Annotated in this window: 25 protein-coding genes and 3 pseudogenes; 6 read left to right on the forward strand and 22 right to left on the reverse strand. The window is 61.4% G+C overall.

All coding sequences use genetic code 11. The features are described from left to right. The first annotated feature begins 30 nt into the window (after positions 1-30). Entirely contained in the window at positions 31-843 is an 813-nt protein-coding gene (locus tag RS887_RS29695) for a class I SAM-dependent methyltransferase (protein ID WP_322618197.1), read from the forward strand. Positions 844-982: 139 nt separating this feature from the next. Here RS887_RS29695 and RS887_RS29700 read toward each other — a convergent pair whose 3' ends face one another. Together RS887_RS29700 and pcsA are read right to left on the reverse strand one after the other, a co-directional pair. After that, positions 983-1,369: a DUF488 domain-containing protein gene (locus RS887_RS29700; RefSeq protein WP_322618198.1), complete on the reverse strand. Its 387-nt coding sequence runs from the start codon at positions 1,367-1,369 to the stop codon at positions 983-985. A gap of 2 nt (positions 1,370-1,371) precedes the next feature. Then, a complete protein-coding gene (gene pcsA, locus RS887_RS29705; protein ID WP_322618261.1) occupies positions 1,372-2,094 on the reverse strand; it encodes a phosphatidylcholine synthase in 723 nt (240 codons plus the stop codon). A 257-nt stretch (positions 2,095-2,351) separates the two neighbouring features. Here pcsA and RS887_RS29710 point away from each other — a divergent pair, with 257 nt between their 5' ends. After that, on the forward strand, positions 2,352-3,077 hold the full coding sequence (locus RS887_RS29710; RefSeq protein WP_322618199.1) for a tellurite resistance TerB family protein: 726 nt from the start codon (positions 2,352-2,354) through the stop codon (positions 3,075-3,077). Positions 3,078-3,222: 145 nt separating this feature from the next. On the opposite strand, the gene RS887_RS29715 is transcribed toward RS887_RS29710, so the two are convergent. The 8 genes from RS887_RS29715 to potE all read right to left on the reverse strand — a co-directional run bounded on the left by RS887_RS29715 (position 3,223) and on the right by potE (position 12,416). Further along, positions 3,223-3,897, reverse strand: a complete 675-nt coding sequence (locus tag RS887_RS29715) for a DUF3313 domain-containing protein (protein ID WP_322618200.1) — start codon at positions 3,895-3,897, stop codon at positions 3,223-3,225. Positions 3,898-3,947: 50 nt separating this feature from the next. Beyond that, positions 3,948-5,216: an OmpP1/FadL family transporter gene (locus RS887_RS29720; protein ID WP_322618201.1), complete on the reverse strand. Its 1,269-nt coding sequence runs from the start codon at positions 5,214-5,216 to the stop codon at positions 3,948-3,950. A gap of 68 nt (positions 5,217-5,284) precedes the next feature. Beyond that, positions 5,285-6,898, reverse strand: coding sequence for an arylsulfatase (locus RS887_RS29725; protein WP_322618202.1), 1,614 nt, complete (start codon positions 6,896-6,898; stop codon positions 5,285-5,287). 217 nt (positions 6,899-7,115) lie between these two features. Next, positions 7,116-7,394, reverse strand: a complete 279-nt coding sequence (locus RS887_RS29730; RefSeq protein ID WP_322618203.1) for a DUF3303 domain-containing protein — start codon at positions 7,392-7,394, stop codon at positions 7,116-7,118. A gap of 205 nt (positions 7,395-7,599) precedes the next feature. After that, positions 7,600-8,139 (reverse strand): phosphohydrolase, encoded by a 540-nt coding sequence (locus tag RS887_RS29735; RefSeq protein WP_322618204.1) that lies wholly within the window; start codon positions 8,137-8,139, stop codon positions 7,600-7,602. Beyond that, positions 8,139-8,540, reverse strand: a complete 402-nt coding sequence (locus RS887_RS29740) for a hypothetical protein (RefSeq protein ID WP_057398490.1) — start codon at positions 8,538-8,540, stop codon at positions 8,139-8,141. The genes RS887_RS29735 and RS887_RS29740 overlap by 1 nt, the downstream gene beginning before the upstream one ends. A gap of 184 nt (positions 8,541-8,724) precedes the next feature. Next, entirely contained in the window at positions 8,725-11,010 is a 2,286-nt protein-coding gene (locus RS887_RS29745) for an Orn/Lys/Arg decarboxylase N-terminal domain-containing protein (RefSeq protein WP_322618205.1), read from the reverse strand. Next, entirely contained in the window at positions 11,007-12,416 is a 1,410-nt protein-coding gene (gene potE, locus RS887_RS29750) for a putrescine-ornithine antiporter (protein ID WP_322618206.1), read from the reverse strand. The genes RS887_RS29745 and potE overlap by 4 nt, the downstream gene beginning before the upstream one ends. A gap of 182 nt (positions 12,417-12,598) precedes the next feature. Here potE and RS887_RS29755 point away from each other — a divergent pair, with 182 nt between their 5' ends. Next, positions 12,599-12,928 carry a hypothetical protein gene (locus RS887_RS29755; RefSeq protein ID WP_322618207.1) on the forward strand — a complete coding sequence of 110 codons (330 nt, stop codon included), beginning with the start codon at positions 12,599-12,601 and terminating at the stop codon, positions 12,926-12,928. Positions 12,929-13,052: 124 nt separating this feature from the next. Beyond that, positions 13,053-13,469 (forward strand): organic hydroperoxide resistance protein, encoded by a 417-nt coding sequence (locus RS887_RS29760; RefSeq protein ID WP_111284697.1) that lies wholly within the window; start codon positions 13,053-13,055, stop codon positions 13,467-13,469. A 1,005-nt stretch (positions 13,470-14,474) separates the two neighbouring features. Here the strand turns inward: RS887_RS29760 and RS887_RS29765 are convergent. The 6 genes and pseudogenes from RS887_RS29765 to RS887_RS29790 all read right to left on the reverse strand — a co-directional run. Beyond that, positions 14,475-14,984 carry a copper chaperone PCu(A)C gene (locus tag RS887_RS29765; protein ID WP_322618208.1) on the reverse strand — a complete coding sequence of 170 codons (510 nt, stop codon included), beginning with the start codon at positions 14,982-14,984 and terminating at the stop codon, positions 14,475-14,477. Position 14,985: 1 nt separating this feature from the next. Further along, the gene (locus RS887_RS29770) at positions 14,986-15,591 is read right to left on the reverse strand and encodes an SCO family protein (protein WP_322618209.1); all 606 of its coding nucleotides are present in this window, start codon (positions 15,589-15,591) and stop codon (positions 14,986-14,988) included. 288 nt (positions 15,592-15,879) lie between these two features. After that, a pseudogene (locus tag RS887_RS29775) lies at positions 15,880-16,763 on the reverse strand (ChaN family lipoprotein). Positions 16,764-16,815: 52 nt separating this feature from the next. After that, positions 16,816-17,583 (reverse strand): heme ABC transporter ATP-binding protein, encoded by a 768-nt coding sequence (locus RS887_RS29780; RefSeq protein WP_322618210.1) that lies wholly within the window; start codon positions 17,581-17,583, stop codon positions 16,816-16,818. Beyond that, entirely contained in the window at positions 17,583-18,566 is a 984-nt protein-coding gene (locus RS887_RS29785; protein ID WP_322618262.1) for an iron ABC transporter permease, read from the reverse strand. Before RS887_RS29785 ends, RS887_RS29780 begins: the two co-directional genes overlap by 1 nt. 143 nt (positions 18,567-18,709) lie before the next feature. Further along, positions 18,710-18,884 (reverse strand): annotated as a pseudogene (locus RS887_RS29790) (hemin-degrading factor); the annotation flags it as partial. 146 nt (positions 18,885-19,030) lie between these two features. Here RS887_RS29790 and RS887_RS29795 point away from each other — a divergent pair. Then, the gene (locus RS887_RS29795) at positions 19,031-19,402 is read left to right on the forward strand and encodes a nuclear transport factor 2 family protein (RefSeq protein ID WP_322618212.1); all 372 of its coding nucleotides are present in this window, start codon (positions 19,031-19,033) and stop codon (positions 19,400-19,402) included. Between the two features lie 143 nt (positions 19,403-19,545). Further along, on the forward strand, positions 19,546-21,834 hold the full coding sequence (gene metE / locus RS887_RS29800) for a 5-methyltetrahydropteroyltriglutamate--homocysteine S-methyltransferase (protein WP_322618213.1): 2,289 nt from the start codon (positions 19,546-19,548) through the stop codon (positions 21,832-21,834). A gap of 261 nt (positions 21,835-22,095) precedes the next feature. Here the strand turns inward: metE and RS887_RS29805 are convergent, their stop codons facing one another. The 6 genes and pseudogenes from RS887_RS29805 to RS887_RS29830 all read right to left on the reverse strand — a co-directional run bounded on the left by RS887_RS29805 (position 22,096) and on the right by RS887_RS29830 (position 25,695). Beyond that, a complete protein-coding gene (locus RS887_RS29805; protein ID WP_322618214.1) occupies positions 22,096-22,767 on the reverse strand; it encodes a class I SAM-dependent methyltransferase in 672 nt (223 codons plus the stop codon). Between the two features lie 133 nt (positions 22,768-22,900). Next, entirely contained in the window at positions 22,901-23,119 is a 219-nt protein-coding gene (locus tag RS887_RS29810; protein ID WP_322618215.1) for a DUF4287 domain-containing protein, read from the reverse strand. A 126-nt stretch (positions 23,120-23,245) separates the two neighbouring features. After that, complete coding sequence (locus RS887_RS29815; protein WP_322618216.1) at positions 23,246-23,767, reverse strand: cytochrome C; 522 nt, start codon at positions 23,765-23,767, stop codon at positions 23,246-23,248. A 223-nt stretch (positions 23,768-23,990) separates the two neighbouring features. Further along, positions 23,991-24,511 (reverse strand): annotated as a pseudogene (locus RS887_RS29820) (methylamine dehydrogenase light chain). A gap of 18 nt (positions 24,512-24,529) precedes the next feature. Then, the gene (gene mauD / locus RS887_RS29825; protein ID WP_322618217.1) at positions 24,530-25,150 is read right to left on the reverse strand and encodes a methylamine dehydrogenase accessory protein MauD; all 621 of its coding nucleotides are present in this window, start codon (positions 25,148-25,150) and stop codon (positions 24,530-24,532) included. Positions 25,151-25,155: 5 nt separating this feature from the next. Further along, positions 25,156-25,695 carry a MauE/DoxX family redox-associated membrane protein gene (locus RS887_RS29830; RefSeq protein ID WP_322618218.1) on the reverse strand — a complete coding sequence of 180 codons (540 nt, stop codon included), beginning with the start codon at positions 25,693-25,695 and terminating at the stop codon, positions 25,156-25,158. Positions 25,696-25,697 lie beyond the last annotated feature (2 nt).

Genomic DNA, 25,697 nt, shown 5'->3' on the forward strand with positions numbered 1-25,697 from the left:
GATTCGTGTTTCAACCCAGAGACCGTCTCCATGAGTACACCCATTGATCTGACTGCCTTGAAAAACCGCCAGATGGCCTCCTGGGCCAGCGGCGACTACGCCGTGATCGGCACTACCCTGCAAATTGTCGGCGAGCAACTGGCCGAAGCCTGCGACCTGTTGTGCGATGAGCGCGTGCTCGACGTTGCCGCCGGCAACGGCAATGCGACCCTCGCTGCGGCGCGCCGTGGCTGCCAGGTGACGTCCACCGACTATGTCGCGGCCTTGCTCGAACGCGGCGAAGAGCGGGCCCGGGCAGAACGCCTGAATGTCGCCTTCCAGGTCGCCGATGCCGAAGCCTTGCCGTTCGCCGATGCGAGTTACGACGCCGTGCTGTCGACCTTCGGCGTGATGTTCACGCCGGACCAGCCCAAAGCCGCCGCAGAACTGGCTCGAGTCTGTCGCCCGGGTGGGCGGATCGGCCTGGCCAACTGGACGCCGGAAGGCTTCGTCGGCCAGATGTTCAAGACCCTGGGCCAGCACCTGCCACCGCCGCCGGGAGCGAATCCGCCCTCGCGCTGGGGCACCGAAGCCTGGTTGCACGAGCATTTTGACGAGCGGGAGTTTCTGCTCCAGGTGACGCGCCGCACGTTCAATTTCCGCTATCGCTCGGCGGCGCATTTCATCGACACCTTCCGCGACTGGTACGGGCCGATGCACAAGGCCTTCGCCGCGCTGCCCGCTGACGGCGCCAAGGCACTGGAAACGGACCTGACCGAGCTGATCAACCGGATGAACCGAGCGGGTGACAGGTCGCTGGTGGTGCCGAGTGAATACCTGGAGGTGGTGATTACGCGGCGTTGAGTGGCTATGCATAACCTCTGTAGGAGCGAGCTTGCTCGCGATGGTCTTCCAGTCGCAGTTTCTGTGGCTGATACACCTCAATCGTCGGATCGCCGTCCGGAGCGAGCTCGCTCCTACAAAGGGCCAGAGTCAATGCCAGCTAAATGACCTTCGCACCCCGTGCCTCCAGCAACTCGCGCAACACCGACCGGTGACAATGCGCTTCATCCTCGCAATAACAGCCCACGGCCAGTGAAGTCTGGTGGGACAGCGCGGCCAGCAGGTCGAGCATCTGACTGGCCGCAGGCTGGTTCATCTCAGTCTTGAACTTGCGTCTGAACACCTCCCAGGCCTTGGCATCCTGCGCAGCCTTGGCCTCGGCCACCAACTCCGCACTGGGCGACAGCAGCGGTTGCCAGACATCATAAAAATCCCGACGGGCGAATTCGGCTTTCGGTACGCCACGGGGAGGGCGGCGTACCGTGCCCAGGCGCAATCCTTCGTCGGGGCGACGGGGTGAGCCGAGTTGAACGATATGGACCGGCATGGCTACTTGTGCCGCGTTTCGTCGAACCACTCCAGCGCCGTGCGCCAGAAGCAGATGCCCAGGAAGTACGCCGACATCAGCAGCCACAGCCCCATCACCAACGGGTTGATCAGAGGATGGTTGAGCACCAGCGACAAGCTGCACAGCAGCCAGATCGCCGTCACCGCAATGTTGATCGGCATGAACCGGCGCACCCGAAACGGGTGCAGGAACTTCATCCGGGTCACGGTCAGCAGGGCCAGGCCAATGATCGTAATGAGGGTGATCCACGGCGACGGGGCGATGATGTACAGGCACAGGGCAACCACGTTCCAGGCAGCGGGGAACCCCTGGAAGTAGTTGTCCTTGCTCTTCATGTTGACGTTGCAGAAGCAGAACAGCGACGACACCAGAATCAGCGACACGCTCAGCAGCAAGGTGTAGCCCGGCAACGGGATGTAGCGATAGATGAACAGCGCCGGAATAAACACATACGTCAGGTAATCGATCACCAGGTCGAGGATCGAGCCATCGAAGCTCGGCAACACCGACTGCACATTGACCTTGCGCGCCAGCGCGCCGTCCAGTCCGTCGACGATCAGGGCGACACCCAGCCACAGCAGGCAATGGGTCGGCTGGTTATCCAGCAGCGACAGGGTGGCGAGGAAAGCGGTGACCACGCCAGTGGCAGTGAAACCATGGGCGCCCCATGCTTTGAGTCTGGCGATGTGCAGGGTTGAGATCACGGGGGCGTTCTCCAGTGAATGAAGCAAGCCGGTTGTCACCCCGCGAACGGGGGCGGTGGCAAAGCGGGTCGGGTTGCAGGTATCGACCGGGTATTCGGGAATAAGGTTCACCACCTATGAATCTTAGCTGCGCCGCAAAAAAACACCCCGGACAATCCGCGGTAGCGCGGGCATGTCGGCCCAACGGTGCTGGCACATTCGCCTGCGAGGTCTATCGTTGCCTGACTGGAAAACCCCATCCAAAGAGGACACACGTCATGAACACCAGCGATCTGCTCGAACAATTATTGCGCGCCGGCCAGGGTTCGATGGCGCAACAGAGCGGCGGCGCCTCGGCCCAGGGCGGGCTCGGCGACCTCGGTGGATTGCTCGGCGGGTTGTTGGGTGGTGGCGCAGAAGCGGGTGCTGGCGGCGCTGGCGCAGGGTTGGGCGGTTTGCTCGGTGGTTTGCTTGGCGGCGGTTCGCCGATGGGCGGTGCTCCGCAAGGCCGCTCCACTGGCGGCGCCAATTACGCGGCACTGGCGTCCCTCGGCATGATGGCGTTCCAGGCGTACCAGGCCTGGCAGCGCAGTCAGGCATCGGCCCCGCAAGAAGCGCCACGGACCGTGGACTTGCTGGCCGGCCCGCAAGTCGAGGAACACAGCCATGCGATCCTGCGGGCATTGATTGCCGCGGCCAAGGCCGATGGCCGGATCGATGACGCCGAGAAGCAGATGATCAGCACTGAAATCGGGCGTCATACCGACGATCCGCAATTGCAGCAATGGCTGGACGATGAGGTCGCCAAGCCACTGGACGCCAGTGAAGTGGCACAGTCGGCCACCGACCCTGGCATGGCCTCGGAGATGTACCTGGCCAGCGTGATGCTGGTGGACGATCAGCAGGACGCCGAGCGCAACTATCTGGATGAACTGGCCGCGGCGTTGCAGATCGAGCCGGAGCTGCAAGTGCATCTGGAGCAGCAGGCCAGGGGTACTGCCTGACGGGTGCATCCGTCATAAACAAAGCTTCGCGAGCCTGTTCGCGAAGAGGCAATCACTGCCGAGATGCATTGGTGGGGGGATGAAAAAATAGTTCGTAGCGAACTCCATGTGGCGAGGGAATTTGCTCCCTCGCCACAAGAGCGTGTTACTTGAGGAATGCCTGGAAATCGGTACCCATTTTGTCGATCGCCGCTTTGAAGTCCTTGGCGGTAACCTTCTGGCTCTCGTTCTCCAGGGCGGTGCCAAATACCTTGCGTACCACTTTGGCCACGGTCTGGTTGCTCTTCGCGTCGATGAACTCGGCTTCGATGAACAGGATGGTTTCCTGGTCACGGTGACCGGTGGCTGCCTGAGTCGCGCCGACAACGGCCGCGACCGGCACCACTTCATACCACTTCATGCCTTCGTTCTCGGCGGTTACCCCGGTGATCGCCGCACGCATGATCAGGGGCCGGGAACCCGCCGGTGCGGCGGAGGCGTCAGACACTACGCGGTACTTCTGACCCAGCGTGGCCTTGGCCTTGCTGGTCATGTAGTTCTGAATGTCGGCCAGTGTCTGCTGGTTCACCCGCTCATTGGGTTTGGGCGCCGGGTACAGCTCCAGCTTGTTGAACACCACGGTGTCATAAGCATTCGGGTTCCACGAAGGGCTGACCCAGCGCATCGCGGTTCCACCGCTCGGCGTCTGGACTTCCTGCAGGTTGTTGTAGTTGGACAGGAAACCTGAGTATTGCGCCTTCTCAGTCACTTTCGAGGTGCAACCGCCTAGCAACAGACTTGCCAGCGCAGCGCCGACCAGCAGTTTTCGGGACAGATTCATAGTGGTGTTTACTCCTTGGATGAAATCGTCGTTCTTTCGTTTGCTGTGCATCAGAATCGCCAGGTCATGTTCCCGGCCAAGGCTTGAATCCAGGCATTGTCGAATTGACCGGAAACTCGATTGCCCGATACGGATTTGGCCTGGTCCACCGGCATGTCGCCGAGCCAGACCATGGCCCAACTGACGTTGACATCGGTGTCCTTGTTCAGAGCATAGGTGGCTCCTGTCGCAATGCGCCAGGATTCGTTCATCGGCACGACCACGCTGCGATTGCTGTCCGAGACGGCACTGCTGTCGTAGGCCACGCCGATGTTCCACAACCACTGCTCGGTGGCCTGGTATTGCGCGCCAAGGGAAAGGTGCCAGGTGTCCTTGAAGCCGGCGTCGACCGTTTTCGATTGCCCTCCAAACGCCGTGGTGTCGACCTCTACGGCGATGTCGCCGAACTCGGACCAGTCCTGCCAGTTGGCCGAGGCCAGCAAGGCCCATTGCCGGTCCAGTTGCTGGAACAGGCTCAGGGTGACGGTCTGCGGCACCTTCATGTCGAGTTCGGTATCGGTGTTGTTGACGCGCTCGAGCAGGCGGCCGTCGCCCTTGACATCCAGCCGGTCCTTGAAGTCCAGGTCGACCTGGCTGGTATAGGTCAGGCCGATGCGCGTACCGGGTTGCGGGGCGTAGATCACCCCGACGTTGGCGCCATAGCCCCAGGTGTTGTCCCGGTATTTGAATTGGCCGTCAGAGCGGTCGGTGAAGCCGAAAGGGGAGCGGTCGATGGCCGTGTCTGCCTTCAACATGCCGTACATGGCCTTGATGCCCAGGCCGACCGACCACTGCTCGTTGAAGCGATAAGCCACGCTTGGCACCAGCGACAGGCCGAGCAGGCTGGAGTTCTGCGTGAAATAGCGGCCCGACCAATCGTTGTCGTAATTGACCGCCAGCCCGAAGTCGCCGTACTGGCCGAAACCCACGCTCCAGTGCTCGTCCAGTTCATGGCTGATGAAGAAGCTGCCACCGGGAATCGGATCGAGGGCATTGCCACTGCCGCTGCCCGGGACGTTGGTGCCGGAGTCGCGGTCGAAGCTCAGATCGCCGTACAGGACCTGCAAGCCGGCGGTGATTTGCGTGCCCGGCAGAAAGCTCATGCCCGCCGGGTTACTGGCGATGGTTGAAGGGCCTTGGGCACGGGCAGCGGCGCCGGCGTTGGCCAGGCCTGCGTTATCGGTGCCGATTTCATAGAGCATAATGCCGCCGGCCCAGGCTTGCTGGCAGCACAGGGCAAGTAGCGCAGAGGCGGGCAGGGTAGCTGTTTTTGTCGGCATGGAAATCCCTCAGCAATTATCCATTTCGAATACGGGTGGACTGCACCAGCCACCCGTGGATTCGGCTGTTACTTGGCCATCTCTGCCCGCGCCGCGGCGATCTTGGCTTTAACCGAGTCGAGGTTGAAACTCGCGCCTTTTTGCATCGGCGGGAACTCGATCGCTGTTTCCGCCAGTTTGGCCACCTGCTGCTGCACGAACACGAAGCGCCAGAATTGGAATTTGAACCAGTCGAAGTATTGTTGCGAACCCTGCGCGGCCTGATTTTCCGGCCAGCCCATGCGCTCGAACGGGTCGAGGCGCAGATTGGTCAGGATCGGTACATCGACCGCCAGTTTGGCGCCCATCCAGCCACCCGGTTGGTCAATGAAGCGATATTTGTAGTCGTCTATGCGCACCGCACCCAAGGAGCTTTCTCCGAAGTAGAAGACTTCATGCCGGTTCGACGGACCTTTTCCGGTGATCATTGGAGTTTGATCATAGCCGTCCAGGTGAACTTTGTAGGTGGTGTCGCCCAATTGTTTGCCTTTGAGCAGTTCCGCCGTGATGTTCGGGTTACCTGCCGCCGCGACCAGGGTCGGGAACCAGTCCATGCCGGACATGAGGCCGTTGGCGATCTGGTTGGCCGGCACCTTGCCTGGCCAGCGAATGATTGCCGGTACCCGGAAGCCACCCTCCATGACCGTGCCTTTGCCCATGGCGAACGGAGTCGTGCCACCATCGGGCCAGGTGAAGTTTTCCGCACCATTGTCGGTGGTGAAAATCACGATGGTGTTGTCGTCCATGCCGTCTTTTTTCAGCTTGGCCAGGACATCGCCAACGATGTCATCGAGCTGAGCCATGCCGGCTTCCTGTTCCGACCAGCCATTCTGCGAGTTGCGCATGGCCTGGTACTTGTCGGACAGGTGCGTGACGATGTGCATGCGGGTCGGGTTGAGCCAGACGAAGAACGGTTTGTTGTCCTGTTTGGCCTTGTCGATGAACGAGAAGGCCTTGTCGCGAATCTCCTCGTCGACGGTTTTCATCCGGTCCGGATAAAGCGTGCCGGCGTCTTCGATCTTCTGCTTGCCCACCTTGCCCCAGCGCGGCATCACGGTCGGGTCGTCGGTGGTGGTGGCCCAACTGTGGACCATGTTGCGTGGGCCGACGCTGTCGAGCAGCTCCTTTGGATAATTGGGGTGTGCCGGGTCTTCCATGGCGTCGAGGTGATAGAGGTAACCGAAGAATTCATCGAAACCATGGACGGTGGGCAGGAACTGGTTCAGGTCGCCCAAGTGGTTCTTGCCGAACTGGCCGGTGGCATAACCCATGGCCTTGAGGGTGGTCGCGATGGTGACGGCTTCGGCGGGAATTCCCACGGGCGAGCCGGCCTGGCCGACGGTGGTCATGCCCGTACGAATCGGCAGTTCGCCGGTGATGAAGTTGGCGCGCCCGGCGGTGCAACTGGCTTCGGCGTAATAATCGGTGAAACGCATGCCTTCATTCGCGAGTTGGTCGAGGTTGGGTGTTCTGCCGGCCATCATGCCTTGGTTGTAGACGCCGATATTCGACCAGCCCACATCGTCGCCCATGATCACCAGGATGTTGGGGGCTTTGTCGGCGGCCAGGGTCAGACCGGGAAGCGCCATTACAGACAGCAAAAGGGGGACCGCAAACATCGTGGATAAGGTTGTCCGATTCATGTCGAGCTCCTGCGCACTCGCGTGAGTACATCGAGACGAGCCCCCAAATCGCCGCTGAAATTCGTAACCCCCGCGAAGAGCGTAGGTTTGAATTGCGAAATATCCAGTAATGAGTAGTCAGAAAGCATTGATTCAGGCGCATTAAGCCGAAAGAGTGCTCCGTCAACGACACCGGCCAAATAGGGGCGGCGAGCGGTGCCCGCCGCCTCAATCGTCATCACCGGGTCGCAGTGGCGGCCAGCAATGGTGCCATTTGCTCATCGGTCAATGCGGCGTGTACGTCCATGCTCATCAGGTCGTTCCACTCCAGCACCCATTTTTGTATCGGCACCAGATCACTCGCCTCGGCAACGCCGAAGCCGGCCGAGCTCCCTACGGCGTGCCAGCGTCCGTGCATGGTGACGCCTGCGGGCGGCGCGCCACCGGTCTTGAGAAAACGTGCGATTGCGGCATCACGGTTGCCCGGGCTGATTGTCCAACTGACGATGAATAACATCGGCCACCTCCTGTTACGGATTGGCACCGGTTTTTGTGCGCGCGCCTGGCTGGCGCCGTGGCCGTGGCCGCGCTTGTGTTTGCAGTTCCGTCCTGGCTGGCTTGCGGCAGAATCTCCCATGGAAGGCATAGCAGCGCTTTGCCATTCATGTACGACCGCTGATCCTGTTCAGGAGGCTGTTGGAGGGGAGTAACGGATGCGTGTTTCACCAGCGAAACATGGGCAGCGGCCGCAGCGGCGAGCGAAGAAATTGCCGGGCTGAACGCTTCATCAGCATCGAGTGAAAACCATGGTCGGGAAAGGTCGACTGCACGGTCTTGATGACGCTTCGGGGTAAGCCGAAACGGACCAGGCCCAGGGACACATCCACCAGATCGGCCTGGCGGAAGCATTCGACGCTGTCGGCACAAGCGCCGCGATACCGGCGCACCTTGTGATGCTCAAGTATCAACGCACTGACTTCATCCTTCAGTTCCGGTCGTTGTTGGCTGTCGAGGTACTCAGTGGCCAGGGCAATGGATGGCGGCAGGTAGTCCAGGGTGTCATCGGTCCAGATACCCAGGTCATGAAACGCCGCCGCGATTTGTACAGCTTGCGGGGGCAGGCTTTCGGCACCGCTGAGGGCACAGTGGAAATTCAGCACCCGGTAAATGTGGTTGCGGTAGCCCTGCAGGTCGGCACCGATGGCCAGGGCGAACGAGGTGAGAATCTCGTCGGTGCAGGGGAATTCGAGAATGGGCTTCATCAGGCATCACGCAACAGGTCGTTGGCATTGAGCAGCTCGTAGGCAATCTCCGGGCGCTTTTCCATGGCACGGCGAATGGCCGCGGGGATGTTGGCGCGGGTCTTGCGGCACAGCCCCGGCAGTTCGCCAATCTGGATACCGATGCCGCGCATGGTGCGCACTTCATTGAAGCCGGGGGCGATGTCCACGCGGATACCCAGTTGTTCGAACATGCGCCGTTGCACGTGCTCGAGATCGCTCAGGCTCTGCAGGTTCTCCAGGCGTTCGATCAGGCGTTTTTCTTCGTTGCGGGTCAGAAACAGAATGCGCAGGTCCGCGCCCGGTGTTTCCAGCAACGGGTCACGCCCGCAATCGCAGGCACCGGGCGGGCAGGGTTGGCGAATCGGAGTGGAGGCGTTCATGTGATTCAATCATAGAGCGCCGTGATCGAATTTGCCCATGGGTTTTTGGCATGAAGGCGCTCAAAAAAAATGTGGGAGCGGGCTTGCTCGCGAAGGCGTCCTGTCAATCGACATTTGCGTCGACTGACACCACGCCTTCGCGAGCAAGCCCGCTCCCACAGGGGTTGCGGTGAACCTGCCGGACTTACTTCAACACCAGCATCCGGTAAACGCCGTCTTCGACTTCGATCCCGTGAGTGTCATGGGTGAAGCCGGGGAAGGATTTGTCGAAGGCTTCCAGTGCCTTCAGGTACGCCAGCAACGGACCGTCCGCAGGCCCTGCGTTTTCACCCGGCATGAGCAACGGGATGCCTGGCGGATAGGGCACGATACCGGTGGCGGCAAGGCGCCCGGCGGCCTCGTTGAGGGTCACCAGTTCGATGTCGTTGCGCACCAGTTTTTCGTAGGCCTCCACCGGGCTGAATTCGGCTTTTGGCAGGGTGCCGAAGGCCTGGGACATGTTGGCGGTGGTCTTGTGTTTCTTCATGGCGGCGAAAATTTCGTCGGCCAGGTCCTTCAGGCCCATGCCGGCATAGCGTTGCTGGTGGGCGTTGTACAGGTCGGGCAGGCACAGCTCGAGCTCGGCGTTGTCGTCGTAGTCTCGCTTGAAGTCGAGCAGGGCGTTGAGCAGTGTGCCCCACTTGCCTTTGGTGATACCGATCGAGAACAGGAACAGGATGGTGAAGTCGGTGGTTTTCTCGACCACGATCCCCTGACGGCCCAGATACGCCGTGACCACGCAAGCGGGGATGCCGGAGGCGAGCAGGTTGCCGTCGTCGCCCATGCCCGGGCTGAGCACCGAGACCTTGATCGGGTCGAGCATGCAGTAACCGTCTTCGATGTCACCGAAACCGTGCCATACCGCGTTCGGGTGCAGGACCCAGCAGTTCGGGTCGGTTTTCAGTTGCACCGGGTCGACTTCATGGAACGGCACGGTCGCCGCGCCCACCTGTACGGTGGGTGGCTGCCAGCAGGTGAAGAACCAGTTGTCCTTGCTCAGCATCTCGTTGTGCATGCGCGAGAGCACCTGGCGGAAGCTGATGGCTTCTTCGATCGATTCGCTGGTGAGGATCTGCCCGCTCGGTGCTTCCATCATCGCCGAGCTGACGTCGCAGGACGCCATGATCGCGTAGTTAGGCGAGGTCGAGGCGTGCATCATGTACGACTCGTTGAATCGCGCATGTTCGATCGGGTTGCGGCCATCGCGCACGTGGATCATCGAGGCCTGGGACAGGGCGGCCAGCAACTTGTGGGTCGACTGGGTGGCGAACACGGTCGGCTTGGACTTGTCGTGATCGCCCGGGTCGCCGTGCATGGCATGGCGACCGCTGTACAGCGGGTTGAAGCGCGCATAACCGTACCAGGCTTCGTCGAAGTGCAGACGGTCAACGCTTTCGCCCAGCAGCTCTTCGACGCGGGTGACGTTGTAGGTCAGGCCGTCATAGGTGGAGTTGGTGACAATGGCGTGCACCGGCGTCGGGTCGATGCCTTGCTTGACCAGCGGGTTGCTGGCGATGGCGGCTTTCACGCCTTCGGCGCTCAGGGTCTGCGGCAGGATCGGGCCGATGATGCCGTAGCGGTTGCGGGTCGGCACCAGGTAGGTCGGAATCGCCCCGGACAGGGTCATCGCATGCTCGGCGGACTTGTGGCAATTGCGGTCGCACAGGGCGATCTGGTTGCGCGTGACGCTGGCCATGAGGATGACGCGGTTGGACATCGACGAACCGTTGGTCACGTAGTACGTGCGGTGTGCGCCGAAGACCTTGGCGGCATAGCGTTCGCCCTGGCCGATAGGGCCGCTGTGATCGAGCAGGGAGCCCAGTTCGCCGACCGAGATCGACAGGTCGGAACGCAGCAGGTTTTCGCCGAAGAACTCGTAGAAGGCGCGCCCGGCTGTGCTCTTGAGAAACGCCGTACCGCCGGCATGGCCGGGGGTGTGCCAGGAGTATTCATAGGTGCGGGCGAACTTCACCAGCGCGCCGAACATCGGCGGCAGGGCGGCCTGTCGGTAACGTTCGATAGCGGCCAGGATGCGCCCGCTGAGGAAGCGCGAAGTGTCCTCGGGCAGCCAGATGAAGTCGTCGGCGTGTTGCATGACCAGCAATGGAATGCTCGAGGCGGTGGTACGGTCACTGATCAGGAACACCGGCACGCGTGTGTTGCGCTCGCGCAGTTTGACCAGCAGTTTGATGCAGTCGGCGTGACCTTCGCTCGCGTCCATTTCCCAGCGGATGAGCACACATTGAACGGCAGGGTCCGAACGCAGGATCGAGGCGGCATCACTGAGGCTTTCCGAGGCCAGGACACTGACGCCACGTCCCTCTACGTCGTGGACCAGTTGATCCAGGGCGCGGCCGAACACCGTTCGCTTGTCCGGCGGACTGCTGACCAGTAGCGCCAGCATTCCGAGCGAGTGTTTATATTCCGTCATGATTGAACCTCCAGAGTGGCTTTAGTCAGATTGTTCACCGGCACTGGCTCGGCAGTGAGGTGCTGCGCGCTGACGGTTTGCGTCGGTACGCTGTTGTTGAGAGCTTCGAGGCGGATCAGGCGGTTGTTGACGAAGCCGAACAGGGTGTAGCCAAAGATGGTGGCCACGCCGCCCAGCATCAGGGCCTGCTCACCGGAGCTGTACAGCGCCAGATAGCTGTAGGCTGCTGCGACCAGGGCAATGACGTTGGTCGCCAACGCCTTGCCTTCCGGCACGTTGGAGACTTTCTGCATGGTCATCAGCGCGGCCATGGACAGGATGTAAGGCACCAGGTTGGTGACCACTGCGAGGTTGACGAGGGTGTCGAACTGCTTGCTCAGGTCGGGACTGATGGTGAGCAGGGCCAGCGCGGTCTGTGCGGTCAGCAGTACCAGCATGCCGACGATTGGCGTTCCCGCCTTGTTGGCCTTGGCGAAGATCGACAGGAAGTAACCGGTGTCTGCCGAGCTTTTGTACACCTGGGCGATGGTGAACTGCCAACCCAGCAGCGAACCGATGCAGGCGAGCACCATTGCCGCCATCACGATATCCCCGACCATCGGGGTGAACATTTTGGCGAACACCAGGCCGAAAGGTGCGGTGGACGCGACCAGTTCTTCGTTGCCGACGATTCCGAAGATAACGTTGGTGGAGACGATGTAGATCACCGCCGCACCCAGGGTGCCGCCCAGCACGGCAATCGGCACGTTGCGCTCGGGGTTTTCCACCGCGTCGGTGTTGGCGCAAGCCGATTCCAGGCCGAGGAAGGCCCACAGGGTGATCGCCACCGAGGCGCCTGCCGCTTCGAACCAGCTCTTGTCGTGGGGGTTCCAGCCGGCGGCGTAGACGCTACTGTCAAACCAGAACCAGCCAACCGTGGATACCAGCACCACCGGTGCAATCACACCCCAGACCGTGACTGCGCCGATCCGGCCGGTAATTCGGGCGCCGCCAAAGTTGGCGAAGGTGGTGATCCATAACAAGGCGATGGTCGCCAGGCCTACTTGCAGGGAATCAAGTTTTATCCCGAACAACACCTGGATATAACCCACCGCAGTAATACTGATCGCCACGTTGGCAATCAACAGTGAGAGGCCGTAGGTGTAGTTGGTGATGTAGTTGCCGGCCTTACCGAACGTGTATTCGGCATAGCCACCCATGCCGCCGGTCTTGCGGCTGAGCATCCCGCATCGCGCAAAGGCGTAGGCCAGAGCGAGGGAGCCGGTGGCCGTCACCAGCCAGGAAAGAATCGAAATTGCACCGACTTCCGCGAGTTTCGTCGGTAGCAGCACAATGCCGGAGCCCAACATGTTGACGGCGGTCAACATTGTCAGTTGCCCCACACTCATTTTCTTTGCGACTGACATTCCGTTGCCTCACTTAGTTGGCGATTGAGAGTCTTAGCTATAGCAAAGGATTGAAAACTCGCAAGAAATGGCGTCACCCATTTCGTTTTTGCACTAAATCGCAAAAAAGGCAGGATGCTGGCCCCCAAGTTTAAAAATCCTCAGCAAAATTAGTTCATTTTCAGCCAGTTAAATAGGTCAAGATGCGCAAGACATGGATCGCATTAATCACGCTAGTTGTTGCGGGTATGGCCAATTCGGCTCACTCCAAAGAACTGGCCACTAATGATCAGTACATTTGCAGTTGGGGCGCGGGCACCGCCGCAAGGGCACAGGAACTCAAGCTCTCGGGCGTTTCTCTGTATGCCGCGCGGCAGAAAATCCAGGTGTACAAGTTCGCCAAATCCTGGATGCGCATGATGGCACTTGGCATTACAGAGCAAACTTATGACAGTCCGTCGCGATTGAAACCGACGGCTGTACGGCAGAGCTTTTATGAGGACTGCGTGAGGTACAAGTTGGCGCGTAAATAAACAACGGGCGGGCATCGGTCGGATTGACCACGGCGTGGGCCTGTGACGTCTATATTGATTGACCATCCCAGCGACAGGATGGGGTGTTAAAACCGGTTTCTTACAACTCAATCAGGAGGTCACCATGAACCAGATCGATAAAGTGTTGTACACCGCCAAAACCCACACCACCGGTGGGCGTGACGGCGCCTCCCGCAGCTCCGACGGTATCCTCGATGTGAAGCTCTCGTCCCCGGGCGCGGGTGGCGGCGGAACCAATCCGGAGCAACTGTTCTCTGCCGGCTGGTCGGCCTGCTTTATCGGTGCGATGCAAGTGGCGGCAAGGGAAATGAAAGTGACGTTGCCCAAGGACGTGGCCGTCGATGCGGAAGTCGACCTGGGTACCAACGAAGGCGGCTATCTGTTGCAGGCGCGGCTCAATGTCAGCCTGCCAGGGCTGGATCGCGAAACCGCACAGAAAATCGTCGACACCGGGCACCAGTACTGCCCTTACTCGAAAGCCACGCGCAACAACATCAACGTCGTGCTCAAGCTGGTTTGAGGTGACATGAAAAGGTCTTGGCGATCGAAATGGGTTGTCGCCAAGGCCTGAAATGCTCGCTGCCTACATTGGGCTATGTTTCGGATATTCCTTGTGGGAGCGAGCCTGCTCGCGAAGGCGACCTGACTGAGTACATATCCATTATTTTGGTAACGGCGGCTGGCGGTTTCGCCCTTACGGCGAGTCCCTTTTGTCAAACGACACAAAAGGAACCAAAAAGTCTCGCCCCTTACGTACGGCCCCTCGCTTAGGCTCGGGGTTCCTTCGCTCCGGTATTCATCCGGGGGCATTGCCCTCCGGTCTGCTTCGCGACGACCTACATGCAATGAGTTCGACTGCGTCGAACGGCGCTGCGCGCCCATCCCCGGATGAACACCTCCACTCAGCCTGCCGAGGGGCGGGTGGATCAAGATCAAGAGCGGCAGGCGAGCTAACGCTCGGCCTGTTGAGTGGTGAGAAGCGTGTGTGTACGCCGATCCGCCTTTGCTCTGCTCTGCTCTTCTGTAGGAGCGAGCCTGCTCGCGATGGACGTCAACGATGACGCGGGCTGCCTGAATGCCCGCGTTGTCCCGGCGTTTTTCGCGAGCAGGCTCGCTCCTACAGGGAAACGCGTTCAGTTGCGATCAGGCCGGCCAGCAGGCCGCCTCGCTTTTGCTTTGGCTTTTGATCTTCTTGCCCCCTCGAGAGGCCGAGCGCAGGTTCTGTGCAGTGGGCTAACCCGGCATGGATGCCGGGATAGCCGCGTACGGCCATGGATGGCCGATCGCGGCGGGCCCACGGAGCAGGACCGGAGCGAGGGAATGCCGAGCCTTGGCGAGGCACCGAACGTCAGGGGCAAGAGCCCTTGGTTACTTGGGGCTTTTCCAAGTAACCCGCCGTAAGGGCGGAACCATAAGCCGCCGTTACCGCAGCAATGGATATGTACACAAAAAAAACCTCGCCAGACACAAAGCCTTCGCGAGCAGGCTCGCTCCTACAGGCTCAGTGTTTTAGCTGGCGGAGCAATCAATTCATCTTGCTGTGATCATGCATCATCGTGCCGTGATCCATGGTGCCGATCGCCTTGGCAACGGCTTCAACCTCAATCGTCTCTTTCTCACCCCTGGCGTCTTCCACGGTCAGGGTCAGCGGCACCTTGTCGCCTTCCTTGATCTGGGCCGTCAGGTTCATCAGCATGATGTGGTAGCCGTGCGGGTCGAAGCTCACCGCTTCACCGGCCGGCAGCGCGACAGACTGAACTTGCTGCATTTTCATCACGTCGTCTTTCATGCTCATTTCATGAATCTGCACAAGTTTGGCGACCGGCGTTTGCACACTCAGCAACTTGCTGTCGCCGCTCGCGGTGACGGTCATGAAGGCGCCACTCGACGGCTGGCCGGCTACGGTGGCGCGGACCCAGGCGTCTTCGACCCGGGTTTGTGCCGACACCTGCAAGGCCAGGCCGACCAGGGACAAGCCCAGCGCCAGTTGCTTGCAACGTTGCGCGAAACGGTTTTTAGCCTGCGGGGCATTCATTTCAGCAAACCTCCATCACGGTGAGCAGGTCCTCTGCGCACTCTTTGGCCGTCAGGGACGTGGACAGTCCCAGGCGCAGAGTGCCCCGGGAGTCGAAGACATAACTGGTCGCGGAATGGGAGAGGGTATAGGTATCGCCGCTCGGGACTTTTTCAAAGAACACGCCGAATTCCTTGGCGGTGGCGGCGGTTTCTTCCAGGGTGCCGTACAGCGCTTCGAAACTCGGGTCGAACGCCTTGACGTACTTGTCGAGCATCTCTGGCGTGTCGCGCTCAGGGTCCAGGGTGATGAAGATCACCTGCAGCCTTTCGCCATCGCGCCCCATCAATTTCTTGGCCTGCGCCGCACGGGCCAGGGTGGTGGGGCACACGGCCGGGCATTGGGTGAAACCGAAGAACACCATCGGCATCAAACCACGATAGCTGCCCAGCATCCTGGTTTCGCCCTGAGCGTTCTTGAGCTTGAAATTACGCCCCATGATCTTGTCGCTGAGGTCTTTGCCGTACTTGAACGACAGCTTGCTGCTGTCGTCGCAACCGGCGAGCAGGCCCAGGCTCAACAGGCCCATGCCTTGCAGGACGGTTCGGCGGGTATACAAAGTACTCATGAAGGAAAGCATCCTGTTGAACAGGCTGAAATGACAGCGTGATGACTGTACAGACAAAAAATCGAGGGGATGTTAACAAACTGTGCCGGTGCCGGAGGGGCGGATACGACCATTGGACCGACGCAGAGGCGTGACATAGTGTCGCGCCGGAGCAAGGCCGTCCGAGGGCGAGAGTGCTCTTGTGGCGAGGGAGCTTGCTCCCGTCGGGTTGCGTAGGACCCCAGCTCTTCACCAGAAAAGCAGGGCCTGCTGCGCAGTCCAGCGGGAGCAAGCTCCCTCGCCACAGGCTTAACGGCGCAGTTTCGCGCAATGATCCTCTTCCGATTGCGCGGCGGTGTACCAGACATAATCCGCGCTCTCGCCGGTCACGGTCTTGCCCGCTTCGGCCAGGATCAGCACCGCATTCCCTTCACCGGCACCGAGGTCTTTCAGGTGCAGTGGCACCCCTAGATCCTTGCGCACGTGGAAGGCACCGGCCAGCAGTAACGCCGGCGTCGGTGCTGCCAGCAGGCGCTCGGCCATGCGCCGGTCACGCTGTTGCTGCACGGCGAGCATGGCCGGCATCTGTGCTTCGGGCAGCAGACCGCAATGGGATTGGCGGATGTCGTCCAGCAAGGTCGCCTGCACCTGTCGGGTGGTGGAGGCTTCACCGGTGAGCACCGGGCGCTGTTGGTAGATCTGCATGATCTGCGCGCGGTCCAGATTCGCCGCCAGCAGCGGATACGGTTGTCGCAGCGCGTAGGTGACGAGGGCGCCATAAACACTCCAGTCCCAATTGGCCTGCCAGGCCAGCGCCTTGAACGCATCGGCCGGTGGCTGGCCGGCGCGGGTCGCGGCTTGCGCGGCATCGACCCTGGTCTGTTGATCGGGGTTGAGCATTTCCATCAGCAGGCTGCCCTGGGGGCGTTGTGCCGCCAGCTCGCGCAGCAGCCACAATTGCAGGGCGTGGTGGTCCGGGTTGTCGTGCTGTTCACCGACCAGAACACGCGGCGCAACGCCAGGCGTTCGACCAGTTCTTGCGGCGTCAACGTACGGCCCGTGGCGAGTTCGCGGATGACCCCCAGGTCAGCGTGATCCCGGCCCTGGGCAATAGGCGCCGGAGGCGGTGTGACCTGATGGGTGGTTTGGCAGGCAGCCAACAGGCTGAATGCACAGAGCAACAGAAAGCGCATCGGTTTTCCTTATTGGACAGGTGCCCCTCGATGACAGAGGAGGGGGGCGGTATCAGCGCGCGATGATCAAAGGGTGGCCGCGTTCCGGATGCTGGTGAATCAGCACCTCCAGCCCATACACCGCCGCCAGTGCCTCGGCAGTCAACACTTGTGCCGGTGGGCCGTAGGCGTGGGGCAGGCCTTGTTGCAACAACAGTAGTTGATCGCAGTAACGTGCGGCCAGATTGAGGTCGTGCAGGATCACCAGCACCGCTGCCCCGCGCTCGGCGAAGTCACGCACGGCTTGCAAAATGGTGTGCTGGTGCAGCGGATCGAGCATCGACGTCGGTTCATCGAGCAGCAGGGTTTGCCCTTCGGCCCCCGGCCAGAGTTGCGCGAGCACCCGCGCCAGATGCACGCGCTGGCGTTCACCGCCGGACAGGGCCAGATAGCTGCGTCCGGCCAGATGCAGCGCATCGGCAGCCTTGAGCGCCTCGGCGACGATTTCGGCATCGCGCACGCGGCCGCTGGCGTGGGGCAGGCGACCCATGCCGACGACTTCATTGACCGAGAACGCAAAGCTCAGGCTCGAACTCTGCGGCAGCACGGCCAAGCGTCTGGCCCGTTCCTGACTCGGCCAATCGGCGAGTTGACGCTCGTCGAGGCTGACCGTGCCTTCGCTGCTCGCCAGTTCGCCGCATAAAGCGGCGAGCAGGGTGCTCTTGCCGGCGCCATTGGGTCCCAGCACGCCGAGCACTTCACCGGGGCGCAACTGGATATCGATGTTGGCCAGTACCGTGCGGTTGCCACGGCGAACCAGCAAGTTGTTTGCCCGCAGCATCAGGAACGCCCTCGTACCAGCAGATAAAGAAAGAACGGAGCGCCGATCAGTGCCGTCACGATGCCGATGGGCAATTCAGCCGGCGCCAACAGCAGGCGCGCGGCCAGGTCGGCCAGCAACAGCAGGCTCGCACCGGCCAGTAACGACGCAGGCAGCAACACCCGGTGATCCGGGCCGACCAGCAGGCGCATCAGATGCGGCACCACCAGACCGATGAAACCGATCAGGCCGGCCGCCGCGACTGCCGCGCCGACGCCGAGCGCCGTGCACAGCACCAGCTCAAGCTTGATCCGCTCGGTGTCGAAGCCCAGGTGACGGGCCTCCGACTCACCCAGCAGCATGGCATTGAGCGCCGCCGCCCGCCGTGGCAACCACAACGCCACGCCCAGGGTGACGATCAGCAACGGCCACAAGCGCGGGTAGCTGGCACCGTTGAGGCTGCCCAGGTTCCAGAACGTCAGGGTGCGCAAGGTTGCGTCATCGGCCAGGTAGGTGAACAGCCCCACGCCGGCACCGGCCATGGCCGTCATCGCCACACCCGCCAACAGCATGGTTGCCACGTCGGTTTGCCCGTCCCGGCGACCGAAGCGATACACCACCGCCGTGACGATCAGGCCACCGGCGAAGGCGCTGACCGACAGCAGATAAGGCTCGATGGCCGGTGGCACACCACCGAGCAGGCTGCCGCCGACGATGGCCAGGGCGGCACCGAGCGCCGCTCCGCCTGATACGCCGACCAGACCCGGGTCTGCCAGGGGGTTGCGGAACAACCCCTGCATCGCCACGCCGGACAACGCCAGTACCGAACCCACGGCGATGCCGAGCAAACTGCGCGGCAGGCGAATCTGACCGAGGATCAGTTGCGCCTGCTGCGTGTCACCACCGTCAAGTGGCAACCCGAGCAGGCGCAACCCGGCCAGCAAGGTATCGCTCAGCGGCAGGCTGACCGGCCCGAGGGCCAGGGAAAGCCAGAACACCAGCACCAGCAACAGCAGCAAAAAGATCAACGTCGGACGCGGCCGGAAAATGGCCGTCATTGGCTGATCTCGACGGTCTGCGCTTTGGCGTCCGGGTAGAGCGCCGTGGCGCAGGCCGGCAGTGTTTTGATACGCATAGGGACTATTCCTTAGTCGATCAGAGTGGTGGCGGTTTCAGCGAGGGCACGCCAGTCATCACCCTCGGGGGATGCCCTGCTTGCGCACGCCGAACAACTGGATGACTTGCTCGCTTTCGGCATCGAAACCTTCGTAGCGGGTGATGATGCCATCGACGCTCGGCTTGCGCACACGCCACAGTTCGGTCACATCACTGCTGTTTTGCAGTGCCTCCGGTCGTAAAACCGCGCAATTGAACTGGCGCTGCCTAGACTTTCAGCTTGATCAGCCTTGGGGAGACTGTCGGTCAACCTGCGCCAGCGACGCGCGGACAAAACACCAGAGGTTCAATCATGAGCACTCAATCGATAGATACCGAACAGATCAACCAGGTGGTGCGCCATTACGTGGAAGGCATGGTCTTTGCCAATGAAGCGCTGCTGCGACAGGCCTTTCATCCAGACTGTCGCATCATCGGTCACTTCCAGAAGGTGCTTGAATGGGCTTCCCTGGATGAGTTTGTCGTTGCCATCAAGGCCGAAATCCCCGCGCCTGCCGGTACGCAGCCGTTTTGGCAGGTGATCAACCTTGATGTCACCGGCGATGCCGCCGCGGTCAAGGTCATCGATGATTTCGCCGGGATACGCTTTACCGATTACCTGTCGTTGCTGAAGGTGGACGGTCGATGGTTGATCATCAACAAGCTCTACTACTACGAGGAGTAGTGCTTGGTTGCGGCACATTCGACGAAAAGGCTTATGCCTGTCTCCATGAAATAATCTCGTGATCATCACGATTTAAATGAGTTTGTCTCACCAAGGATCAAATGCCGACAATGACGCCATTAACCATATGGAGTTGTATCGTCATGGCATTGGCCCATTCCCTTGGATTTCCGCGCATCGGTCGCGACCGCGAACTGAAAAAGGCCCAAGAGGCGTTCTGGAAAGGCGAATTGGACGAGGCCGGTCTGCGTTCCGTTGGCCGCGACCTGCGCAAGACCCACTGGGACTTGCAGAAAAAGGCCGGGATCGAGCTATTGCCAGTCGGCGATTTCGCCTGGTACGACCAGGTCCTGACCCACTCGTTGATGTTCGGTGTGGTCCCGGAGCGTTTCCGCCCGCACGACGGCAAGACCAGCCTGCAAACCCTGTTCGGCATGGCTCGCGGTGTCAGCGACAGCTGCTGCGGCGGTGCGCACGCCCAGGAAATGACCAAGTGGTTCGACACCAACTATCACTACCTCGTGCCTGAATTCAGCGCCGATCAGCAGTTCCAGCTCGGTTGGGACCAGTTGTTCGAGGAAGTCGAAGAAGCCCGCGCGCTGGGTCACAACGTCAAACCCGTCATCATCGGCCCGCTGACTTATCTGTGGCTGGGCAAGGCCAAGGGCGTCGAGTTCGACAAGCTCGAACTGCTCGATCGCCTGCTGCCGCTGTACGGCCAGATCTTCCAGCGCCTGGCGGCACAAGGCGTCGAGTGGGTACAAATCGACGAGCCGATCCTCGCTCTCGACCTGCCGCAAGCATGGAAAAACGCCTTTGAGCGTGCCTACAACCTGATTCAGCGCGACCCGCTGAAGAAACTGGTCGCCACGTACTTCGGTGGTCTGGAAGAAAACCTGGGGCTGGCCGCCAACCTGCCAGTGGACGGTCTGCACATCGATCTGGTGCGCGCCGCCGAGCAGTTCCCGACCATCCTCGATCGCCTGCCCGCCTACAAAGTGTTGTCGCTGGGCGTGGTCAACGGCCGCAACGTCTGGCGCTGCGACCTGGAAAACGCTTTGGCCACTTTGCAGCACGCCAACGAGCGTCTGGGTGATCGCCTGTGGGTCGCGCCATCCTGCTCGCTGCTGCACAGCCCGGTCGACCTGGGGCGTGAAGACCAGCTCGATAGCGAACTGAAAAGCTGGCTGGCGTTTGCCGTGCAGAAGTGTGAAGAAGTCGCGCTGCTGGCCCGGGCCGTCAACGAGCCGGAAGCGCCGAAGGTACTTGAAGCGCTGGCTCAAAGCCGTGCCGTGCAGGCCAGCCGTGCGACATCGCCACGCATTCACAAGCCCGCCGTGCAGGCGCGTGTTGCCGCCATCACCGTCCGGGACAGCCAGCGGCACTCGCCGTTTGCCCGGCGTATCGAGAAACAGCGCGCCGGCCTGAACCTGCCATTGTTCCCGACCACCACCATCGGTTCGTTCCCGCAAACCACGTCGATCCGTCTGGCTCGCCAGTCGTTCAGGCAAGGCAAGCTGACCGAGGCCGAGTACACCGAAGCGATGCACAGCGAGATCCGTCACGCCGTGCAAGTGCAGGAACATCTGGGCCTGGACGTGCTGGTGCACGGTGAGGCCGAGCGCAACGACATGGTCGAATACTTCGCCGAGCAGCTCGACGGCTACGTGTTCACTCGCTTCGGCTGGGTCCAGAGCTACGGTTCGCGTTGCGTGAAACCGGCGGTGATCTTCGGCGACCTGAGCCGTCCGACAGCCATGACCGTGGAGTGGATCCGCTACGCCCAAGGCCTCACCGACAAGGTGATGAAGGGCATGCTGACCGGTCCCGTGACCATGTTGATGTGGTCGTTCCCGCGCGAAGACGTGACCCGCGAAGTGCAGGCCCGCCAACTGGCCCTGGCCATCCGCGACGAAGTGCTGGACCTGGAAGCCGCCGGCATCAGGATCGTGCAGATCGACGAAGCCGCGTTCCGCGAAGGCCTGCCGTTGCGCCAGGCGCAGTGGCAGCACTACCTGGACTGGGCTACCGAAGTGTTCCGCCTGTGCGCCTCGGGTGTGCGTGACGAAACCCAGATCCACACCCACATGTGCTACAGCGAATTCAACGATGTGATCGAGTCCATCGCCGCCATGGATGCCGATGTGATCACCATCGAAACCTCGCGCTCGGACATGGAGCTGCTGGATGCGTTCGAAGCCTTCGCTTACCCCAACGAAATCGGCCCGGGCGTGTACGACATCCACTCGCCACGGGTGCCGGATGCCTCGGAAATGGCCAACCTGCTGCGCAAGGCGGCCAAACGTATTCCCGCCGACCGCCTGTGGGTCAACCCGGACTGCGGCCTGAAGACCCGTGGCTGGCCGGAAACCGAAGCGGCGCTGGTGCATATGGTCAATGCGGCGCGTCAACTGCGTAAAGAGTGGGCCTGACGCGTTAGTGGATGCACCACTGAAACCTGTGGGAGCGGGCTTGCTCGCGAAGAGGCCGGCACATTCGATATCGATGTCGCCTGACACTCCGCCTTCGCGAGCAAGCCCGCTCCCACAGGGATCGATGTCGACCACAAATATCGAGGCCGGCAAACAACCCTTGTGGGAGCGGCGGTGCGGCGATCCGACTTGCCCGCGAAAGCGGTAGGTCAGTCACCAATAATGTTGGCTGTGCGAACGCCTTCGCGGGCAAGCCCGCTCCTACAGCCGCGGCTCGGCCACCAGCAGCAACGACTGCGGCACGGGGCTTTGCGGGTGCTGTGGCTCCTGCAGGCTGGCCAGCACAAAACCCGCCATGTCCAGTGCATTCAGCCAACTGGACAAGGTGCGGTAATACCATGGCATGGGTTGCCATTGCCCCTTGAACGTGGAGAAGGTTTCTTCCCGCCAGCCATCCTGATAGTCGCCCGCCGCAGCTGTCCACGGGTGCAGCGTCTGGATCACCAGCGCGCCGCCAGGGGCGAGCAGGCTGTTCATGGCGGCGAGCAGGGGGATGATGTCCTGATGCAGCAGGGCGAAGTTGGCGCAGATCAGGTTGTAGTCGCGGCCGATGTCGACTTTCGCTTCTGCCAACTGTTCATGGCTCGCCAGATGCACCGGCGCAGTGCCCGCCGCCCGCGCCGCCTCCACCAGCGTCGCGTCGCCATCCACACCGACCGCATCGATGCCGCGTTCGGTCAGCGCACGCAACAACCAGCCTTCGCCGCAACCCAGGTCCAGCACTCGCTCGGGCTGCCGACCCAGCACCGCCAGCAGGATGGCCTGGTCGGTGACCTTGAGACGGCTTTCGATGCTGCCCGTGCGGATGGCGTCGATCCAGGCTCGGGCATTGTGGTGCCAGCTGTCGAGGAGGGTGGATTCGGGGGCGGGCATGGCGTTGTCCGGCGTGGTGGGTTGGATGAAAGGATAGGGCAAAGGCGCCAATCAGCCATTTCCAATACAGACGATTTGCCGGTGGAGCCGGTGTCAGCCGGCGCCACCGGCAGCGCAGCGAACGCTGGACGGGCTAGCCGCTTTTGGTGGCGGCCAAATGATAGGCAACCAACGCGTTGGCGTGACCATGACCCATACCGTGTTCGGTTTTGAGCCAGGCCACCATTTCCATGTGTTTCTTGTCGCTGACGGTCTTGAGCAGATCCAGCCAATGGGCGATCGGCTGACCATACTTCTTTTCGATTGACGGGAAGTACGAAGCCGGTCCTTTCGGTTTTGTCTCTTCGGTCACGATGCAAACTCCCTTTTCGATTTTATGAGTTTGAAAGCAGCACCGGTTACGTTACTTATTTGCCGTCAGTGAGTCCATCGTCCGGGCGATCGAAGGCCTGCTCTGGATACAGCGGGACACCCCGCGTCAATAATTCATCCCGTCATCGATCGCGATGCCCTGGGCACGCATGGCCTTGATCAACTCGCTACGGGTGCCGGGCAGGTTGAGCATGGTCCTGGCGCGCAGTTCCGTGACTTCCTTGGCGGTGTAAGGCTGATAGTCGACCGGCAGGCTGTCGCCTGCCATGCCGTCTTTACGCATCAGCCAGTTGAGCAAGTCCGCCAGTTGCGCGTTGTTCAACGCCGACTGCGACATGCCCGGCACCCGCACGAGGAATTCGCGGCCACCGGGTACTTTCAGGAAATTGCCGACAAAGCCTTTCATCCGTGGCGTGTCGTTGGCGGCCGAACCCGTGCCGTCGCCCAGGTGGCAACCGGCACACTGCAATTGATAGTTCACGCCGACGCTGTACCCGGCCTGGGCAATCGGGGTTTGCAGTGACTCATTGCCCGGCGCGTGCTGCTGGTTCGGGTCGGGAATGGCCCGGGCGAAAGCGAGCGGGGCGCTCAGGGCGCAGACCAGTCCGAGTAATATCAACCTACGCATAAAACCAACCTCTGTTGATGACCGGTTTGGCACCTGTTGTAGGAGCGAGCTTGCTCGCGAAGAACGCAAGGGCGATGCGTTAAACCAGATAGCCCGCGTTATCGCTGACGTCCATCGCGAGCAAGCTCGCTCCGACAGGTACACATTCAAAGCAGTAAAAAAGGAAAAGCAGCCATAGAAAAAAAGCCGCCGATTGCACAAGCAACCGGCGGAAAGTGCGCGTTTAAACGGCGACGCCGCGGATGACCGAAACGGTGCAGTGGTAAATGTGCGATTTGGCGGCCAGGCACCAGTTCACATCGTTGTTGTTGAACGGGCGGTAAGCCGGCTCTTCACTGTCGTTACGGGTACAGGCGCATTGCGCGCAACTCTGCTTACCGCAGCAGTCGTTGTACGAAATGATGTAGTCCTTGCCATCGGCCGGGTTGCGGCAGGTGCCGATCCAGGTCACTTGCGAGGCTTCGGTGCCCGGTGGGCGGAGGTCACCGACCCACCGCAGCAGCTGCACAGAAAACCGTCGATGGAGCAGTAGCGCCAGTAGTCGCAGCTGTTCGGATCACCTGGGTCGCCAGCCTGCGCCGGCTCCGCGGCCAGGGCCTTGCTGGTGCGATCCAGCGGCAGCAGCAGGGGCAGGGCGGCACCGGCCACCATCAGCGAGCCCATGCGCGACAGCAATTTACGGCGCGACGTGGTATCGGCAACACGGCGGGTCGAGCGCTCGAACAACAGATCCAGCAGTTTCATAAACGTCTCCCTGCCTTATCAGTGGCTATGGCCGTGGCTGTGGTCGTGGGTGTGGGGTTGGGCGTTGAGGTACTGCTGCAGCGTGGCGTGCTTCAGGTGCTCGACTTCGAACAGGCTGTCCAGGTGTTCGCGGGAGTTGACCAGGCCCTTGGCGCGCAGGGTGCCGGCCTTGTCGATCAGCGCGGCGTACGGCAGCTTGCCGATCTGGTAGGTCATGCCCACTTCCGGGCCGACCACATAGGTGGCGTCTTCCAGTTTGTGCTCACGGATCAGCGCTTGTTGGGCGTCCATGTCGCCATCGCTGACGAACACCACGTCCAGGCGGTCCGATTGCTCCCTGGCGATGGATTTGATCGCCGGCAGCAACGACTTGCAGATCGGGCAGGTCGGCGAGAGGAAGAACAGCAGTTGCGATTTTTCGCCGGCATAACCGAAGTTCACCGGGCGACCGTGACGGTCGCTGGCAGTGATTTGCGGCGCGGGCTCGTTGACCGCCACGCCTTTGTCGACCATCAGCGCGCCAGCCGGGGCCAGGCGACCGTGCAATACGCCAATCTGCCGCACCAGGCCCATGACGACAAACGCCACGGCCACCAGCAGCACCCAGAGCAGAACGTTGGAAACAATCAAGCCTTCCATTTCGATTACCTACCAATCAATTTGAGCAGAAGAGGGGAATTCGCCAGCAAGCCATCGGCGGCGGCGTAGATGAGCAGCGCGACGGCGGCGGCGGTCAGGGTCACGAAGCCATCGAACAGGTTGAGGTCGCGAGCCACCGGCGCAATGCTGGCTACCAGCGCCAGTGCCACCAGCGCACTGTTGCGCAGCAGCAGGACCGGGCGCAGCGGTTGTGCCTGGTCGGGACCGGCGCAACCGCAGTCGATGTCCGCACGACCGCGCCACAGGTTGATGCCGATGGCGACGGCGTACAGCGCCAACAGGCTGGCGGCGCTCACCGCAGCGTAACCACGGCTGACCGGCACCAACAAGGCGAACGCAATGACCAGTTCCAGCAAGGGCACCAGGCGTGCCGTCGGGCGCACCAGCGCCTGGGGCAGCAGTTGATAGTCCGCCAGCTGCCGGGTGAAGCGGGCCGGCGCGCTCAATTTGTGGGTCGCGGCGCTGGCCAGCAACACCGCGATGGCGATGGCGCTGGCAATGATGAAGATCGGATCTGTGTGCATGG

Origin of the sequence: Pseudomonas sp. BIC9C (assembly GCF_034541995.1) — a bacterium.
Classification (GTDB): domain Bacteria; phylum Pseudomonadota; class Gammaproteobacteria; order Pseudomonadales; family Pseudomonadaceae; genus Aquipseudomonas; species Aquipseudomonas fluorescens_CC.